The organism is Pseudoalteromonas sp. GB43 (assembly GCF_054923805.1).
In genome coordinates this window covers 235228-252408 of the sequence record NZ_JBPCHJ010000001.1, presented here as the reverse complement: position 1 = coordinate 252408, position 17181 = coordinate 235228, and the positions used below count along the sequence as shown (strand labels likewise).

20 protein-coding genes, 2 tRNA genes and 3 pseudogenes are annotated in these 17181 nt (G+C 40.4%); 11 read left to right on the top strand and 14 right to left on the bottom strand.

What is annotated here, in order from left to right:
• Positions 1–191 precede the first annotated feature (191 nt).
• Positions 192–371, top strand: coding sequence for a hypothetical protein (locus ACRWSG_RS01235; RefSeq protein ID WP_462165402.1), 180 nt, complete (start codon positions 192–194; stop codon positions 369–371).
• Complete coding sequence (locus ACRWSG_RS01230; protein WP_199529692.1) at positions 361–675, top strand: hypothetical protein; 315 nt, start codon at positions 361–363, stop codon at positions 673–675. Before ACRWSG_RS01235 ends, ACRWSG_RS01230 begins: the two co-directional genes overlap by 11 nt.
• Before the next feature lie 8 nt (positions 676–683).
• On the opposite strand, the gene fghA is transcribed toward ACRWSG_RS01230, so the two are convergent.
• Both fghA and ACRWSG_RS01220 read right to left on the bottom strand, forming a co-directional pair.
• On the bottom strand, positions 684–1520 hold the full coding sequence (gene fghA / locus ACRWSG_RS01225) for an S-formylglutathione hydrolase (protein WP_199529691.1): 837 nt from the start codon (positions 1518–1520) through the stop codon (positions 684–686).
• Between the two features lie 54 nt (positions 1521–1574).
• Positions 1575–2696 (bottom strand): S-(hydroxymethyl)glutathione dehydrogenase/class III alcohol dehydrogenase, encoded by a 1122-nt coding sequence (locus ACRWSG_RS01220; RefSeq protein ID WP_462165400.1) that lies wholly within the window; start codon positions 2694–2696, stop codon positions 1575–1577.
• Positions 2697–2806: 110 nt separating this feature from the next.
• Here ACRWSG_RS01220 and ACRWSG_RS01215 point away from each other — a divergent pair.
• The 6 genes and pseudogenes from ACRWSG_RS01215 to ACRWSG_RS01190 all read left to right on the top strand — a co-directional run bounded on the left by ACRWSG_RS01215 (position 2807) and on the right by ACRWSG_RS01190 (position 8019).
• Positions 2807–3687, top strand: a pseudogene (locus ACRWSG_RS01215) (LysR family transcriptional regulator).
• 89 nt (positions 3688–3776) lie between these two features.
• Positions 3777–4994 (top strand): lipoprotein-releasing ABC transporter permease subunit, encoded by a 1218-nt coding sequence (locus tag ACRWSG_RS01210; protein ID WP_199529690.1) that lies wholly within the window; start codon positions 3777–3779, stop codon positions 4992–4994.
• Positions 4987–5685 (top strand): lipoprotein-releasing ABC transporter ATP-binding protein LolD, encoded by a 699-nt coding sequence (gene lolD, locus ACRWSG_RS01205; protein ID WP_199529689.1) that lies wholly within the window; start codon positions 4987–4989, stop codon positions 5683–5685. Before ACRWSG_RS01210 ends, lolD begins: the two co-directional genes overlap by 8 nt.
• A complete protein-coding gene (locus tag ACRWSG_RS01200; RefSeq protein ID WP_462165399.1) occupies positions 5675–6919 on the top strand; it encodes a lipoprotein-releasing ABC transporter permease subunit in 1245 nt (414 codons plus the stop codon). Before lolD ends, ACRWSG_RS01200 begins: the two co-directional genes overlap by 11 nt.
• 9 nt (positions 6920–6928) lie before the next feature.
• Positions 6929–7459 carry a DUF924 family protein gene (locus tag ACRWSG_RS01195; RefSeq protein WP_199529687.1) on the top strand — a complete coding sequence of 177 codons (531 nt, stop codon included), beginning with the start codon at positions 6929–6931 and terminating at the stop codon, positions 7457–7459.
• 113 nt (positions 7460–7572) lie between these two features.
• Positions 7573–8019, top strand: coding sequence for a DUF4826 family protein (locus ACRWSG_RS01190; RefSeq protein ID WP_054551411.1), 447 nt, complete (start codon positions 7573–7575; stop codon positions 8017–8019).
• 67 nt (positions 8020–8086) lie between these two features.
• On the opposite strand, the gene ACRWSG_RS01185 is transcribed toward ACRWSG_RS01190, so the two are convergent.
• The 12 genes and pseudogenes from ACRWSG_RS01185 to ACRWSG_RS01130 all read right to left on the bottom strand — a co-directional run bounded on the left by ACRWSG_RS01185 (position 8087) and on the right by ACRWSG_RS01130 (position 16065).
• Complete coding sequence (locus ACRWSG_RS01185; protein WP_462165398.1) at positions 8087–8545, bottom strand: GNAT family N-acetyltransferase; 459 nt, start codon at positions 8543–8545, stop codon at positions 8087–8089.
• Between the two features lie 12 nt (positions 8546–8557).
• A pseudogene (locus tag ACRWSG_RS01180) lies at positions 8558–9701 on the bottom strand (JmjC domain-containing protein).
• A 73-nt stretch (positions 9702–9774) separates the two neighbouring features.
• Positions 9775–11145: an adenylosuccinate lyase gene (gene purB, locus ACRWSG_RS01175; protein ID WP_054561603.1), complete on the bottom strand. Its 1371-nt coding sequence runs from the start codon at positions 11143–11145 to the stop codon at positions 9775–9777.
• A gap of 33 nt (positions 11146–11178) precedes the next feature.
• Positions 11179–11781 (bottom strand): high frequency lysogenization protein HflD, encoded by a 603-nt coding sequence (hflD, locus tag ACRWSG_RS01170; protein WP_462165397.1) that lies wholly within the window; start codon positions 11779–11781, stop codon positions 11179–11181.
• Complete coding sequence (gene mnmA, locus ACRWSG_RS01165) at positions 11781–12881, bottom strand: tRNA 2-thiouridine(34) synthase MnmA (RefSeq protein ID WP_058585134.1); 1101 nt, start codon at positions 12879–12881, stop codon at positions 11781–11783. The genes hflD and mnmA overlap by 1 nt, the downstream gene beginning before the upstream one ends.
• Positions 12882–12968: 87 nt before the next feature.
• The gene (locus tag ACRWSG_RS01160; RefSeq protein WP_199529684.1) at positions 12969–13403 is read right to left on the bottom strand and encodes an NUDIX hydrolase; all 435 of its coding nucleotides are present in this window, start codon (positions 13401–13403) and stop codon (positions 12969–12971) included.
• Positions 13396–14043, bottom strand: a complete 648-nt coding sequence (locus tag ACRWSG_RS01155; RefSeq protein ID WP_462165396.1) for an rRNA large subunit pseudouridine synthase E — start codon at positions 14041–14043, stop codon at positions 13396–13398. Before ACRWSG_RS01155 ends, ACRWSG_RS01160 begins: the two co-directional genes overlap by 8 nt.
• A complete protein-coding gene (locus ACRWSG_RS01150; RefSeq protein WP_054561599.1) occupies positions 14043–14372 on the bottom strand; it encodes a TusE/DsrC/DsvC family sulfur relay protein in 330 nt (109 codons plus the stop codon). The genes ACRWSG_RS01155 and ACRWSG_RS01150 overlap by 1 nt, the downstream gene beginning before the upstream one ends.
• A gap of 3 nt (positions 14373–14375) precedes the next feature.
• Positions 14376–14642, bottom strand: coding sequence for a DsrH/TusB family sulfur metabolism protein (locus ACRWSG_RS01145; RefSeq protein ID WP_199529682.1), 267 nt, complete (start codon positions 14640–14642; stop codon positions 14376–14378).
• Positions 14639–14994: pseudogene (gene tusC / locus ACRWSG_RS01140) on the bottom strand (sulfurtransferase complex subunit TusC). The gene ACRWSG_RS01145 and the pseudogene tusC overlap by 4 nt, the downstream one beginning before the upstream one ends.
• Entirely contained in the window at positions 14991–15344 is a 354-nt protein-coding gene (gene tusD / locus ACRWSG_RS01135; protein ID WP_199529681.1) for a sulfurtransferase complex subunit TusD, read from the bottom strand. Before tusD ends, tusC begins: the two are co-directional and overlap by 4 nt.
• 55 nt (positions 15345–15399) lie before the next feature.
• The gene (locus tag ACRWSG_RS01130) at positions 15400–16065 is read right to left on the bottom strand and encodes a Bax inhibitor-1/YccA family protein (RefSeq protein ID WP_199529680.1); all 666 of its coding nucleotides are present in this window, start codon (positions 16063–16065) and stop codon (positions 15400–15402) included.
• Positions 16066–16324: 259 nt separating this feature from the next.
• On the opposite strand from ACRWSG_RS01130, the gene ACRWSG_RS01125 reads away from it, so the two are divergent.
• The 3 genes from ACRWSG_RS01125 (at position 16325) to ACRWSG_RS01115 (ending at position 17095) form a co-directional block, all read left to right on the top strand.
• Positions 16325–16415 (top strand) — tRNA-Ser (locus tag ACRWSG_RS01125).
• Between the two features lie 41 nt (positions 16416–16456).
• Positions 16457–16547: transfer RNA gene (locus tag ACRWSG_RS01120), tRNA-Ser, on the top strand.
• 152 nt (positions 16548–16699) lie between these two features.
• Positions 16700–17095 carry a hypothetical protein gene (locus ACRWSG_RS01115; protein ID WP_054551399.1) on the top strand — a complete coding sequence of 132 codons (396 nt, stop codon included), beginning with the start codon at positions 16700–16702 and terminating at the stop codon, positions 17093–17095.
• Positions 17096–17181: the final 86 nt, after the last annotated feature.

The window sequence follows — 17181 nt, the reverse complement described above, 5'->3', positions numbered from 1 at the left end:
AATAAGCTTAAGTGTATTGGAGGACCAATGCTTAAATCTCTGTATCTATTACTTTCTGTTAGTTTGCTCAGTGGCTGTACTGTAATTGGCGTTTAGTTGCTGATGGTATTGGTGGGCGTGCTAGCCAAGCACAGCCTGCCAGTGCCTATGCAGATAAAAAAGATAATGACCGAGTGAACTATGGTATGACCATGACGATGCTAGGTTATGAAATCGACAAAGCGATTATTGAAGGCTTGGAGAGTGGTAGCAAAGACAAAGATGTTGAGCTTAAATGCCGTCAAATTAGTCGCGCAGTAAAAGAATGTGTTGAGGTTAAAGCTGAGCCGAAAAAAAGACCTACATTAATGGATAGTTTTAATGAAGATTAACTTTTCAAAACTTGTTATTTGCTTACTTAGCTACAAATTAACGGGGTGTACGGCAGCAGGAGTCTTTCTTGACGGCTCTGCACAAAACTCACAATCAGCTAATATTGGAACTACGAATTCTAATCAAACTAAAAATTTTGTAAAAGATCCAAAGGGTTTCTCATTCGCAAAATTAGGCTTTGAAATTGATAGCGCTGTTATTGGTTTACTCAAACCAGAAGAACAACAACCACAGTTAGTTTGTAGGCAAATCACACGCAGTATTAAAGAGTGTGAGGAAGCTAAGCCCTCACACTTAAAATGAGATATTAATCACAGATATTTTTGATGAAACATTAGGTGTTCATCAATAAAGCTGCTGATAAAGAAGTAACTATGATCATAACCCGCGTGCATGTTAATTTCGGCTGGGTAATCTTTCTCGTTTACGACAGCAAATAAGTGCTCGGTTTTGAGTTGCTCAGCTAAGAAATTATCGGCCTCACCTTGATCAATACGCATGGGTAAATAATCTTCAGCGACGGCTTTTTTCATTAATTCACAGCTGTCGTATTCAAGCCAACTTGCTTTATCACTACCAAGGTAATTACTAAATGCTTTTTCACCCCAAGGGCAATTAATCGGGTTCACAATCGGGCTAAAAGCACTGGCGCTGACGTATTGTTTAGGGTTTTTAAGTGCAATCATCAATGCGCCGTGACCACCCATAGAGTGACCGGCAATGGCTTTTTTAGTCGTCACAGGGAAGTGTGCCTCGATAAGTGCAGGTAACTCAGAAACCACATAGTCGTACATATTGTAGTGCACATTGTAAGGTGCTTGAGTCGCATTGACATAAAAGCCAGCACCTTGACCAAAATCGTAGTTTTCATCGTCAGGAACATTTTCACCGCGCGGGCTAGTATCCGGAGCGACAATCGCAATACCCAGTTCAGCCGCTTTCTTAAATGCCCCGGCTTTTTGCATAAAGTTTTCATCAGTACAGGTTAAACCTGACAACCAATACATGACGGGTACTTTATTGGTTTCGCTGGCACCAGGTGGTAAAAAAATCGCAAAGCGCATAGCACAATGTGTGCTGCTAGCGTGGTGGGTATATTGTTTATGCCAGCCACCGCTGACTTTTGTTGAGCTTATGTTTTCTAGCATAACCAAATCCTTGAAACAAAGGCGCTAGGTATCAACCTAGCGCTAAATTAAAGATTAATAATGAATAACTGAGCGGATGCTCTTACCTTCGTGCATTAAGTCGAAAGCTTCATTGATATCTTCAAGTTTCATGGTGTGTGTGATGAAATCGTTTAACGCAAACTCACCGTTCATATAGCGCTCAACAATCTCTGGTAATTCAGAGCGACCTTTAACGCCACCAAATGCACTACCGCGCCATACACGACCTGTTACTAGCTGGAAAGGACGAGTAGAGATATCTTGGTTTGCACCTGCAACACCAATGATTACCGATTCACCCCAACCTTTGTGACAACATTCAAGAGCAGAGCGCATTACATTAACGTTACCGATACATTCAAATGAGAAATCAACACCGCCGTCAGTCATTTCAACGATAACTTCTTGGATTGGTTTGTCGAAGTCATTTGGATTGATTAAATCAGTTGCACCTAGTTTAGTAGCAAGATCAAACTTACTGGTGTTGATATCAACACCAATGATACGGCCAGCGCCTGCCATTTTCGCACCGATAATCGCCGATAAACCGATACCACCTAAGCCAAAAATAGCCACTGTATCGCCTTTTTGAACTTTTGCTGTTTTAGTAACAGCACCCATGCCGGTTGTTACACCACAACCAAGTAAACAAATTTCTTCAAGAGGCGCTTCTTTGCTTACTTTAGCAAGTGAAATCTCTGGTAATACAGTGTACTCAGAGAAGGTAGAGCAACCCATGTAGTGATAAATTGGTTGACCATCTTTATAGAAACGGGTTGTGCCATCAGGCATTAAACCTTTACCTTGCGTTTCACGTACCGCAGAGCATAAATTTGTTTTGCCCGATTTACACATTTTACACTCGCCACATTCAGCAGTGTAAAGAGGAATAACATGATCGCCTACTTCAACATGTGTTACACCTTCACCTACGGCTTCAACAATACCGCCACCTTCATGGCCAAGGATTGCTGGGAAAATACCTTCAGGGTCTTCACCAGATAAAGTAAATGCATCGGTATGACAAACACCTGTAGCAACAATCTTTACAAGCACTTCGCCTTTTTTAGGCATCATTACATCCACTTCTTCAATTGATAGTGGTTGATTTGGACCCCAAGCGATAGCCGCTTTTGATTTGATAAAATCAGTCATAACGTTCCCTTATAGTTGTTGGAAGTAAGTATTAAACTTAGTCTATTTTATTTGTTTCTCAATGAATGATAATCTTCGTTTTATTAAAACACTTTTACAGTATGGTAATAATGAATCGTTGGCACGGAATTGATGAGTTTTTAGCGGTAGCAGAAACAGGCAGTTTTACAAAAGCAAGTAAACTACTGGGTATGTCAGTGACCATGTAAGCCGCTATGTCAGTCAATTAGAAGAGCGATTAAACACACAATTGTTAACCCGAACAACCCGTAAAGTGGTGCTAACGCAAGAAGGGCAGGTGTTTGCGCATCAAACTAAACAATTACAGCATGCCATGGATGATGCCACGGCACTGCTTGCAGAGCAGCAACTGACACCAAAAGGTAGTATAAAACTAACAGCTCCTGTGATGTATGGTGAAAGTTTCATCATGCCTGCGGTACATTCGTTTATGCAAAAGCACCCAGATATTGAAGTGATCAGCCATTTAAGCAATGAGCAAGTCAATCTACTAGAAGATGGGTATGATCTCGCTATTCGCCTTGGTCATTTAAAAGATTCATCATTAAAAGCACGGCGCATCAGTCAGCGCAGGCTTGTTATTTGTTGTAGCCCTGAATATATCAATAAATTCGGCCAACCACACAGTGTCAGTGAATTACATCAGCACAATTGCCTGATTGGTAATAACAGTTACTGGCGGGTAAAAGAGCAGGGCCAAGACAAGCACATCAAAGTGGCAGGGCGTTTGGCCTGTAACAGTGGTTGGGCATTGGTTGACGCTGCTATCAAAGGGTTAGGCATCGTGCAATTACCAGATTACTATGTCAATGAACACTTAGCCGATGGCAGGTTGACTGCTGTTCTTTCGAATGTTGCTCCTGAACCTGAAGGGGTATGGGGGGTGTATCCACCAAGGCAGTTTATCGCAACCAATGTAAAAGCATTACTTGACCATTTGGTTGCTACTGTTCAAGTATCAGATTTATAATTATTTTTTACAATTTCGCGCATCCCATGCTAGCTAAATCTATGCTAACATGAGCGCATATTTAGCCCTTGGAATACCCATAATTTATTATGTTTCAACCTGTTAGCCTTTTTATAGGGCTGAGATATAGTCGCTCCTCAAAGGGCAATGCCTTTATCTCATTTATTTCATTTTTCTCTATTGCGGGCATTGCTATTGGTTTAATGGCCTTGTTTACAGTTAGTTCAGTAATGAATGGCTTTGAAAATAACCTTAAAACCAACATGCTTGGTTTAATTCCCCATATTGAAGTATCAGCCGAAGATAATTCGAAAGAAACTATGTTGCAGTTAAAGCAGCAACTAGCAAATTCTCAAGATGTTAAACAAGTTAACCTATACCGCCATGGCGAAGCCATTTTACAAACTAACCAAGATTTGCACGGCGTATTGTTACAAGGCCTTTATGATGAAGGAAGCTCCATCTATAACGTAAAAGATAAAATTGTTGCCGGCAATTGGTCACAAGTAATGGACAGCAACTACCATATTGCGATTAGCCGCTATTTGAGCAGAAAATTGGGTATTTCGCTTGGGGATAAAGTACGGGTGATCATGCCTAATGCCAGTTCGTATACTCCCCTTGGTCGAGTACCTAGTCAGCGCTTGTTTACTGTTGCTGCACTGTATGAAACACAGTCAGAAATTGATATGTCATTGGCATTTACCAGTGGCTATTCGTTAGGCAGAGTTTTAAAACTAGCAAAATCAGCAGCACCCAATTTGAGTGTGTCGCTGCATGAACCATTTGCTGTTGAGCAAGTATTGCAATCTCAGTTAGCTATTTTAAACGATTACACAGTGACTGATTGGCGAGCTAGCCAAGGCACACTATTTGCAGCTGTGGCAATGGAAAAGCGCATTATGTCGATGTTACTTGGCTTAATCGTGCTCGTTGCAGTGTTTAATATCATTTCAGCATTAACCATGATGGTCAGTGAGAAGCAAAGTGAAGTCGCTATTTTACAAACACTGGGCTTAACTCCGTTACAAGTGCAGCACGTGTTTATGATCCAAGGCTTATATAACGGTCTTATCGGTACCAGTATTGGTGCGTTACTTGGTGTGCTATTGAGTAGCTACATTAATGAATTATTGAATATGTTAGGCATCAATTTACTAGCGGGCGTGAGTTTACCCGTTAAATTTGATGTGATGAGTTTGAGTTTAATTGCCGCAGGGAGTATTGCGATGAGCTTTTTAGCTACCTTGTATCCTGCCAGAAAAGCTGCAAAAGTGAATCCAGCAGAGGTATTACGTTATGAGTGATTTAGTTATCAATTGTCAGCAGCTAAATAAAGTCTATCAAGATGGCGATAACGAGGTTGCGGTATTAAAAGGGGTTGATTTAGCACTTAATCAAGGCGAAATGTTAGCTGTTGTAGGGAGCTCTGGATCAGGAAAAAGTACCTTATTGCATATATTAGGTACCTTAGATAACGAAAGCTCAGGCAAGGTTGAAATTAAAGGTCAGCAAGTTTCCAAATTAAACCGTAAACAACAAGCCAGTTTCAGAAATGAAAATTTAGGTTTCATATATCAATTCCATCATCTATTAATGGAATTTACTGCCATTGAAAATGTTGCAATGCCATTATTAATTAAAGGCTTAAGCGCAAAAGCGGCAACCGAAAAAGCCCATAACATGCTAGATAAAGTAGGGTTATCTCATCGTAGTGAACATAAACCTTCGGCGTTATCAGGTGGTGAGAGGCAGCGGGTTGCAATAGCACGTGCATTAGTAACTGAGCCTGCTTTGGTGCTTGCCGATGAACCAACCGGTAACCTAGATAAACAAAACGCAATTAAGATTTACGATTTAATTAAAGAATTAAATACTAGCTTAAAAACCAGTTTTGTTGTGGTAACCCATGATTTAGAACTTGCAGATAAACTAGGCAAAATTGCCTATTTAGATGATGGTAAGCTCGCAATAAAAGAGTCTCAGCATGTTGCTTAGTGCCTTTATTTCAAAACGCTTTCGTGCCCATAGTGGCCAAAAAGACGGACAAAACGGTTTTGTTAGTTTTATCGCTAAAGCATCGACAATCGGCATACTTTTAGGTGTCGCTGTGCTAATTGTTGCTTTATCAGTTATTAATGGTTTTGAGCAGCAGCTAGTACATCGGCTTTTATCGGTTGTACCTCAGGTTGAATATGTTGCCCCTAACAGACCAATCAATAATTGGCAGTCAAAAGTTGCTCTACTACGCTCTCAAGCCGGTGTAACAGGTGCTGCGCCGTTTATAAGTGTCAACGGCATGGCGCAATATAAAAGTGAGTTAAAAGCAGTTGAAGTGCGTGGTGTTAGTCCTGAATTTGAAAACCAAGTGTCAGCGTTAAACCAATTCACAGAAGGGCGCTTAGTTAGTCAATTACAACAAGAAGATGTGCTATTAGGACAACAAATAGTCAACCGATTAGGTCTTAAAATTGGCGACCCAGTTACCTTATTAATTCCACAGATAAACCAGCAAAGTACAAGCTTGCTTGCACCTAAACGCGTGAGTTTGAATTTGGCGGGTATTATAAAAATGGGCGATCCAATTGATGAAACGGCGGCTTTCATTCGCCTTGATAAAGCGCAAAGTGTGTTGAGTTTTGAGCAAAACCAAGTAACCGGCTTACGATTACAAGTAGCTGATGTGTTCGCAGCCCATCAAACGGCGATGCGTGTGGGGCAAGTTATTCCTGATTATGTCTATGTCTCGAGTTGGTTTAGAACCCAGGGTAGCTTATATCAAGATATTCAAATGGTTCGCACTATTGTGTATATCGTGGTGTTTTTAATAATTGCCGTAGCGAGTTTTAATATTGTTTCGTCATTAGTGATGGAAGTACGTGAAAAACAGGCAAATATCGCAATTTTAAAAACCATGGGCGCACAAGATAGCACCATTTTAGCAACCTTCGTAATGCAAGGTTTTACACAAGCTTTAATTGGTGTGATCTTAGGCACAGTTATCGGTGTGATGCTAGCGTTAAACATCAGTGAACTGTTCACTTGGGCAAGTAACTTATTTGGCGATAACCCGTTACAAGGGGTTTATTTTATTGAGTTTTTACCCAGTAAACTAGTTTGGCAAGATATTGTTATAACGGTGATTGTTACATTTGTTCTCGCTATTTTGGCAACCTTATATCCTGCGTGGCAAGCAACCCGTGTCGATCCTGCAAAAGTTCTTGGAAATTAAGGAAAGTTTATGGATAAGCAAAGGATTATCGATTTTTGGTTTAATGAATTAGGACCAGAAGCTTGGTATCAGCAATCTGATGAAGTTGATGCCTTGATTACGGTTAAGTTTTCACAATGCCTTTTACAGGTTATCGCTGGCGAGCATGCTAATTGGCGAGTTGACGCCCTTGGCTCTTTAGCTGAAATTATCGTGTTAGATCAGTTTTCACGCAATATTTACCGTAATACGGCGCAGGCTTTTAGCCAAGATCCACAAGCACTAAGCTTAGCGCAAAGAGCAATTGAACTTGGATTTGATAAAAAATTACCTAGCCATCAAGCTGCGTTTATTTATATGCCGTTTATGCACAGTGAATCTAAAATCATTCACCAGCAGGCTGAGCAATTGTTTAAAGGCATGAGTAATTCTGAATTTGAACTAAAGCACAAAGTGATTATTGATAGGTTTGGTCGCTACCCACATCGCAATAGGATTTTAGGTCGCGAATCAACTCCTGAAGAACTGCAATTTTTAACTGAGCCTAACTCTTCTTTCTAGGTTGATTGAATAGTACGCAAGTAAATTTAAATGCTCTTTGATTGCCTGTAAATACTTGCACAGCGCCATTTTAAACCTTAAAGTGTCAGAAATGTTGTAAAAGAGTAACCACCATGGAACAAAAACAAGCAAGACCATTAACACCAGAAGAACAAGCTGAAGCGCAAAAACAAAGTGTTATTTGGCAAAGAGAATGTTTCGAAAATGCACAAAAGCATTTAGCTGAAAAAGGCGTTATTCCGCAAACTGTTGTAGAAAAAGAAAGCCGTTTTATTGCGCCATTAGTAGCTATTTGGAAATTTAAAGCACAAAACGGTAAGAGCTATTGGGTGATCACAGGTCGTTTACCAACCGATCACGCTGAAGCAAGTGCAGCAAACAATGCACGTGAAGTATTACGTTATTTCTCAATGCAGTGGCAAATGAAGGCTGATCAGCTAATGCAATCAGGTGCGGTAGATAAAACCAAAGCTGATTTTGCTAATCTGTTAATCAACCGTGCCCATGGCTTATATGAGTTATTTGAAAAAGAAGAAATGTGGCAAAATGAGCCAGCATAACTAACTCTGCATACCTTCTAAGAAAAAGCTGAATAATGTTATTCAGCTTTTTTGTTTTACATGTACCTTAATGCACCAAAGTGAATGACCGCGTATCAAATTGCTTAATCGGGCAGAGCATTCGTTGCCTTGGAATACCAGCTTCCATAAACACTAAACCATCAGCCGAAAAACCATTTTGTTTGAATCTATCTACTTCATTCAATATGCAATTAATGCTGACACAATCACAGCCTTGCTTTTCAGCCAAATTAACTAAGTAATTCAATAATGATTTATAAACCGAACGATTACGGTGTTCTGGTAAAACTGCAATACGGCCGATAAGGCCATCATTACATAAACGCCCAGTAGCAACTGGGCGTTTACCTTCATCTGTAACGAGCACGTGATGTGCTATTTTATCTAGATGGTCAAACTCAATGTGTCTTGGGATATGTAGTTCATATACAAATACCCGCTCTCGGATTTGTTGTAAGAGTTCCTTGTCGATACTCCATTCAACTTCATCTATTTTATAGCCCATAAACACACACTCCTAACAAAACCAAATACCCTCATTTAAAAGTGTAGTAAAGGTTTTCAAGAAAATGTGATTATTTTTTGAACTATTTATGTCAGCAGCGGTCACCCATGTCTGATCGGTGAGCTTTGTTATTAATTCAAGGTCAGTTAAATCATGCATGTAATTAACACCATTAATACTTAAAAGTATTTTATCGTCAATTACTTGATAGATAGCGCGGGTACCACCTAAACGCTCAAAAACAACGTCTTCATCATTGAGTAAGTCATTTACTTCATCTAAAGTATATGGCTCTTCTAAAGGCGCTAAATCCATGTCATGCTTTGGCTGACTCATACTGTTACCAAGCCAAGTCTTGAATACTGCGTCATCATTAATTGCAGCAATCATAAGTTGCTTTACTTTTTCTGCTTCAGTTTGGTTAAGCTCACCTTTAGATGAGCGCAACTTAAGCTCTGCATCACCGTATCGTTGATTACCAAGCTCAGTATCGATAAGGTGATCGGCAAATTGTGATAATAAATCGCGTTGGTTTGGCGCTCTAAAACCCACAGAGTAATTAAGTGCATTTTCAACTGCGTAACCTTCATGTGGGCAACCTGGTGGAATATAGAGAATATCTCCCGGCTCTAACACACAGTCGATCACGGCAGGAAATTGCTCAACTTGTAACAGGCTCTTATTTTGTGCAAATTGCTTTAAGTTCGCATCAGGTAAACCAACTCGCCAGTGGCGTTTACCTTCACCTTGAATAATAAACACGTCGTATTGATCTAAATGCGATCACGCCACCACCCGGGGTAGAGTAGCTGATCATCAAGTCATCGATACGCCAGTTGGGAATAAAGCGAAATGGCTCCAATAGTTGCGCTGCATCGCTATGCCAATGGTCAACTGCTTGCACCAGTAATGTTGAGTGCTTTTCAGTTAGCAAGCTAAAGCCTTCAAAAGGACCATGGTATGCTTGCCAATCATCTGAGTGATTGGTCACAATACGTGATTCAATGCTTTCTTCCATGGCAAGACCGGCCAATTCTTCGGGCTCGATCGGATCTGCAAAATCCTTGAAGCCTTGCTTTATAAGTAATGGTTTTTTCTGCCAATACTCAGCTAAAAATTGCTCTTGGGTTAATGAATTGATGGTTAATTGATACATAACATGACCTAAGCGAATTGATATAAAAAAAGCGAAAGGAAGGCCTTTCGCTTTTTTAAGTCTTAATTTGAATTTAAGCTAAGTTGTCGATGAACTCAACAGCACGACCAATGTAATTAGCCGGAGTTAATTTTTTCATTTCTACTTTTGCTTCTTCAGGTAACTCAAGACCATCGATGAAATCAGCCATGATTTCTTGGTTTACGCGCTTACCACGAGTAAGGTCTTTAAGTTTTTCATATGGCTTTTCGATACCATATTTACGCATAACCGTTTGGATTGGCTCTGCTAGTAATTCCCAGTTTTGGTCTAGTTCTGCTAATAAACGCTCTTCGTTTACTTCAAGCTTGCTAACACCTTTTAATGTCGCTTGGTAAGCGATAAGTGTGTAGCCCATACCAACACCTAGGTTACGTAACACTGTTGAGTCAGTTAAGTCACGTTGCCAGCGAGAAACAGGTAGTTTTTGCGCAAGGTGAGTAAAGATAGCGTTAGCAATACCTAAGTTACCTTCAGAGTTTTCAAAATCAATCGGGTTTACTTTGTGAGGCATAGTTGATGAACCAATCTCACCTGCGATTGTTTTTTGTTTGAAGTGGTTAAGTGCAATGTAGCCCCAAACGTCACGGTCAAAATCAAGTAATACAGTGTTGAAACGTGCAACTGCATCGAATAACTCAGCAATGTAATCGTGTGGCTCGATTTGTGTTGTGAACGGGTTGAATGTTAAACCTAGGCTCGTTACGAACTGCTCAGCGTGGCTGTGCCAATCGTAATCTGGGTATGCACTTAGGTGAGCGTTGTAGTTACCTACAGCACCGTTGATTTTACCTAACATTTCTACGTTAGCAATTTGGTCACGTTGACGCTTTAAGCGCATGTAGACGTTTGCAAACTCTTTACCCATTGTAGAAGGAGTAGCTGGTTGACCGTGGGTACGTGTCATCATTGCAACTGACTTGTACTCAACTGCTTTTTCTTTTAATGCATTTAGAAGTTGGTCACAGTATGGAAGTAATACTTTGTCACGCGCTTCGGTAAGCATTAAACCGTGAGACAGGTTATTGATGTCTTCTGAAGTACATGCAAAGTGAATGAATTCGTTAACTGCGTTAAGCTCTGCGTTATCAGCTACTTTTTCTTTAAGTAGGTATTCAACTGCTTTTACGTCATGGTTAGTTGTGCGCTCGATCTCTTTAACGCGTGCTGCATCAGCTTCGCTAAAGTTATCAACAATGGCATTAAGTAAAGCATTAGCCTCGTCGCTAAATGCCGGTACTTCTTTGATTGCGCTAGCTGCAGATAAAGCTTGTAACCAACGAACTTCAACAGTTACACGGTATTTGATTAAACCAAATTCGCTGAAAATACTGCGTAGTTCCGTGGTCTTGCTGCCATAGCGACCATCTACCGGAGAGATAGCGGTTAACGCTGAAAGCTCCATAATGACTCCTAAATTGTCTAGTTTGAACGATAATTAAATTGATTGTTTAGCAATAGCGAGGATTTTTCTTTTTGCAAAGAAAAAGTGACGGCGTTTACCGCCCATTTGTCGCCATAACACGGCACTACGAATTCCGATCAATAAGAGGGCACGAATTTTGTTTTGCGTGAGCTGCTGTTTTAATAACTCTGGCTTGCCATACACTTGAATACGATGCCCAAGGGGGCTTAGCACCGATGAGTAAATATCAGCAAGCGCTGCTACTACAGTATCATCTGTGATAGCAAAGTGGTCGAGGCGACGTTTAACATCATCAATGCGACGACCTAATTCATTTAAGCTGTTTTGTTTTGAACTTAATGCACGTTCTAATTGCATTAAACCACCCACATATTTTACGATTTCGACGTCTTTGTCTGCGCCGGCAGAAAGCTGTGCAATCAAAATGCGATAGCCTTCACGTAAATTATATTTACCCTGATACACGTCTTCAGGGCTATTTGGTGATGTTTCGACAATACAGTTTAGTAATTTTTCTAATTCGTGATCACTGCCTTGGCCATATTGCGCAACTTTTTGTACTTGTTTAGCAACTTGACACATGGCAGCTAAAGCCATGACTTGGTGCTCTGTCATTATTTGATCACCGAATCAATAATACCACCACCTAAACATACTTCGTCAGCGTAGAATACGGCTGATTGGCCCGGTGTCACTGCTTTTTGTGGCTCATCAAATAATACGCGTGCCATACCATCTTCACCAACAAGTAAAGTACAGCTGATATCTTCTTGGCGATAACGAGTTTTAACAGTACAGCGTGTGGTCCCTTTAGGGCCTTCGCGGTCAACCCAGTGAAGCTGGTTTGCATTTAAACCATTGCTGTACAGGCGAGGGTGGTCTTTACCTTGACCAACCACTAATACGTTACGATCAACGTCTTTATCAACTACATACCAAGGTTCACCCGAACCTTCTTTCATGCCACCAATTAATAGACCTTTACGTTGACCAAGTGTGTGGTACATCAAGCCTTCGTGCTCACCCACTTCATTGCCATCGGTATCTTCAATTTTACCTGGCTGTGCTGGTAAGAATTTTTGTAAGAAGTCTTTAAATTTACGCTCACCAATAAAACAGATACCGGTACTGTCTTTTTTATCGTGAGTGATTAAGTCTTGCTCTTCAGCGATGCGGCGTACTTCAGGCTTAGCAATATCGCCAACAGGGAAAAGTGTTTGCGCAATATGCTCATGGCTTAGAGTGTATAAGAAATAGCTTTGATCTTTGTTGTCATCAAGGCCACGACACATTACAAATTTATCACCGCGCTTTTCACGGCGAACATAGTGGCCAGTCGCGATGTAATCAGCACCCAGTGCTTGTGCTGCAAATTCTAAAAATGCTTTGAATTTGATTTCTTTATTACACATGATGTCTGGGTTTGGTGTACGACCTGCTTTATACTCTGCTAAAAAGTATTCAAACACGTTGTCCCAGTATTCGGCTGCAAAATTTACAGTGTGAAGCTCAATACCTAGCTTATCGCACACAGCTTGTGCGTCTTGTAGGTCTTCAGCTGCAGCGCAATATTCATCATTATCGTCTTCTTCCCAGTTTTTCATGAACAGGCCTTCAACTTGATAGCCTTGTTGCTTTAATAAATACGCTGATACAGAAGAATCAACACCGCCGGACATACCCACGATGACTTTAATGTGACTATTTTCGCTCATAATATTCGCTGTCATTTTTTAACTGCTATGGAAAGGCCGATATTATAGCATGCTTTTAGACGCCCAAACCAGCCAAAATCACAGCGGTTATTGGTAAATCAAACTAAGTGGGTAGGCTTTACCAGCTAAATGATCTTCAATGCATTTTAAAACCAGAGGGCTTCTAAGCGGCAGGCTTTTAATTTGCTCAAGGCTAAACCAATCTGCGCTGAGAATGTCATCATCTTGGGGAGATGGTTCAAATAGCTCTGGGCTATTAAAAGCAAAGCTAAAACGCATGTAGTGAACACCATTTGCGGCATGCAAATTATAAATGCCTACAAGGTGATTGGCATGAAGGCTAATGCCTGTTTCTTCAATAAGTTCTCGGTGAGCTGCTTCTGCTAAGGTTTCATTGGCTTCTAAATGGCCGGCAGGTTGGTTATAGCAAATATCACCTGTGTGTTTATCGCGCTCTTTAACAAGTAAAAATTTGTCTTGGCATGTGACGATGGCGGCCACTGTGACATTGGGTTTATGCATCAGGGTTGTTCACTACTTTAAACTGGCCATTCTCTAATCCATCAAGGGTATAGTTACCAATGCTGTAACGAATTAATCGCAAAGTAGGGAAGCCAACATGCGCTGTCATACGGCGAACTTGGCGATTACGCCCCTCAGTGATAGATATTTCTAACCAACTGGTTGGTATGTTTTTACGCTCGCGAACGGGCGGGGTACGTGGCCAAATTGCCGGCTCGTCAATACGTCTAACTTTGGCAGGCTTGGTCATGCCATCTTTAAGCTCTACACCTTTGTTAAGTGCAAAGATAGCCTCATCAGTCACATCACCTTCTACTTGCACCCAATAAGTTTTAGCTGTTTTTTTATTGGGTTCAGTGAGTGTGTGTTGTAATTTACCGCAGTTGGTAAGTAGCAACAGTCCTTCGCTATCTCTATCTAAGCGTCCTGCTGCATACACGTCTTTAATCGTAACAAAGTCGGCAAGCGTTTTGCGGTTTTGGTCATCGGTAAATTGGCAAAGCACATCAAATGGTTTGTTAAATAGCACCACTTTGCGCTGCTCAGGGCTAATTGCTTTTTTAACTTGGCGTTTTTGAGTCGGCCTTGAATAAGTTCGACCTCTGCTGCGACGTGATTTGCTATTGGCTTTATTAACCATTAAATACACCTAGCCGGTTTAGGTAAACCTGCAATTTTAGTCGCTTGCTTTGCTGGACCTTTAGGGAATAGCTTATACAAATACATGCTATTACCTTTTTCTTCACCTAGCTTTTGGGCCATTGCTTTGACCAGCATGCGTATTGCAGGGCTGGTGTTGTACTCTACGTAAAAATCACGCACAAAATGCACAACTTCCCAGTGCTGCTCACTTAAGGTAATGTTCTCTTGCTCAGCAATAATGGGTGCAAGCTCTTCACACCAATCATTTGAATCAAGTAAATAGCCTTGTTTGTCTGTTTCAATCTGTTTGTTATTAAATTCAAGCATGGTTTACCAAGTAATCGTGTTTTTTGCGTTTAAAGTCATTTCTACAAACTGCGAGTAGTTTATTGCGATATCGCCTTGATTGAATGAAATATCACGAGCTGCAGCATCTTCTTCAAGTAAATGAATTGCTGAAGAGAACTGTTTAAACTGCATGTTGTTATAACAAGCATCACTAACAAGTAGCACTATATCTTCTGAAGAAATTAAATTGGCCAACATATTATTGCAGTAGTGCGATAAAGGTTTTGAAAAAATATGCAAGGTACTCATAGTGTCACCACCTGATGTTGCTGGCTAATTAATTCACGCTGTTGCTCAAAGTTAGCTACTTTAACATCAATAATTAAGCTTTCTTGTGTGAGGTTAAAATCCATCAACGACTTTTCACATACATATATATTTTCAACATCGTATAATTCAAGCGTTTTAATGGTTTTAAAATAGTTTTTAATGCCAAGTTGCTCTGGCTGCTGGTTTTTCTTCAAAGCTAAAACAGCTTCACCACTGAGTAGCCAACTAATGTTTTGTTCAATAGCAGCAAAAATTAGTGTGGTGTCGAGTGATTCACGAATATGTTGATCATCAAATGGACATGCTGGCTGATCACTAAAATGTTTTTCATTTAAATTGCACCCATTTATCCGCTTCACTGACAAGCATCGCAAATTCTGCAAGCCCAGCGACGGTAAACACGCTTGCGTTATCGATATCTAAGCCTCGTTTTTCAGCAGCAGTGACACATAGCAGTAGGGGGACCTCTTGCTGACTCAACGACTGCCACAAACGATTAATTGGCAGCTCGTCACTGGCAAGTTCTAAATGGTTACTTGCGTGGTATACACCTGCTTGATAAAGAAAGATAGCTGCAATTGAGTGACCAGAGTCAAGACAGGCCTGTGCAAATTTAATTAGCCGTTGAGTTGTGTCGTGATCGGTCGGCGCGGTATGAAGAGAAAGTACAAATTGTGCCAAAACGCATCCAATAAAAAAGCCCCTAGAAAGGGGCTATTTTAGCAGAACTATTTAATTAGTCATCACTTGCACCAAGTAGGTGAAGAAGAGACGTAAATAAATTATATACGTTAAGGTATAAAGCAACAGTTGCGCGGATGTAGTTGGTCTCACCGCCATTAATAATACGGCTAGTGTCAAATAAGATTAAACCAGACATAATAAGTACAACTGCAGCATTAATAACCATAAAGGTGATTGAGCTGCCGATGAATAAGTTAACTAGGCTTGCAATAATCACTACGATTAAACCCACAGTTAAAAAGCCACCCATAAATGAGAAGTCTTTTTTCGTGGTAAGTGCATAAGCAGACAAACCAAAGAAGATTAACGCAGTAGAGCCTAACGCTTGCATAATGAGCATAGGGCCATTTGGCATTGCAGCATAGTAGTTAAGCATTGGACCGAGTCCTGCGCCCATCAAACCTGTGAAAACAAATACCCAAGCAACACCTGATGCACTGTCAGCCTTTTTGTTAACAACAAAAAGTACACCGAATGCAATCAAACTAAATACTATCCCCATAAAATAAGGTAGATTCATTGCCATTGAAATACCTGCCGTCACTGCGCTAAATGCCAGTGTCATTGCCAGTAAGAAATAGGTATTTTTTAAAACTTTATTGGTTTCAATAGTCGACATTACTGGTCTTGCAGTATTGTACGATTGATTAAACGCCATTGTTAGAGCTCCTTTAAATGAACTTATACGTTCGTTAGTTCCAATTATTAAACTGAACTAAGCCTATCAAGAGTTATATATTTGGGCAAACTATTGTGGATCAATAGACAAGATAAATAATTGAAAAGTTCAATGTTGCGCACAATCTAAACATTATTGTACTAATGCTGAGCAAATTAATTGTTTTTTAATCACTTAAACAGTTTTTTTGAAAAAAAGCTTCACAAACACGGCTGCCTTATCTATTATGCACGCCGTCGGAGAGATGGCAGAGTGGTCGAATGCACCGGTCTTGAAAACCGGCAGGGGTTTGTAGCCCCTCTAGGGTTCAAATCCCTATCTCTCCACCATTATTTTTACTACTGGCGTAAGCGGGTAGGTTCTCGCATTCGGAGAGATGGCAGAGTGGTCGAATGCACCGGTCTTGAAAACCGGCAGGGGTTTGTAGCCCCTCTAGGGTTCAAATCCCTATCTCTCCACCATCATTGAAGCCGCTGAATTTATTCAGCGGCTTTTTTGTTTCTTAAGCTTCTCATTTGTTCTGCAAATTACGACTATTGTCGATATTTCGCATTTTAACTAGTTAGTCCATGCTTAACACTTCTCGTATTATCTTTGTGACATTAGGGAATTTATGAAACATCGTTTAGCAAAGAGTGTAGGACTTTCTTTATTATCGCCTGTGATCATCGGTTGTATCTTAGGCCTTTATTATGCATTCACACTTGAAGGAAATGGTTTTAGCATTTTCTTTAATTTACTTGTTAGCGCAATTGCCAATGCACACATAGTAGGCTTAACTATGGCAGCATTTGTAGTGCCTGGTTATTTACTTATGTTTAAATATGCAAAGGTTAATTATTCAGGTGTTCTGACACTTGGCTTACTAGGTGGCGCTATTTTTAGCTACTTACTGAGCGCTACAACAGGTATGGCTTTTGTAGTCAATGCTATGATGTCTGCTCTGGCAGCTGGACTGTTTTTATTTGGTTTAAGACAGGGCCTTACAACACAATCTTCTCATCAATAGCAGAATATTTAATCAAGCTGACTGAAATTGAGGGCAAAATGTTTTTTTTTGCCCTTAAAAGGTTTCATTTGTCGTCTACAAAGAGT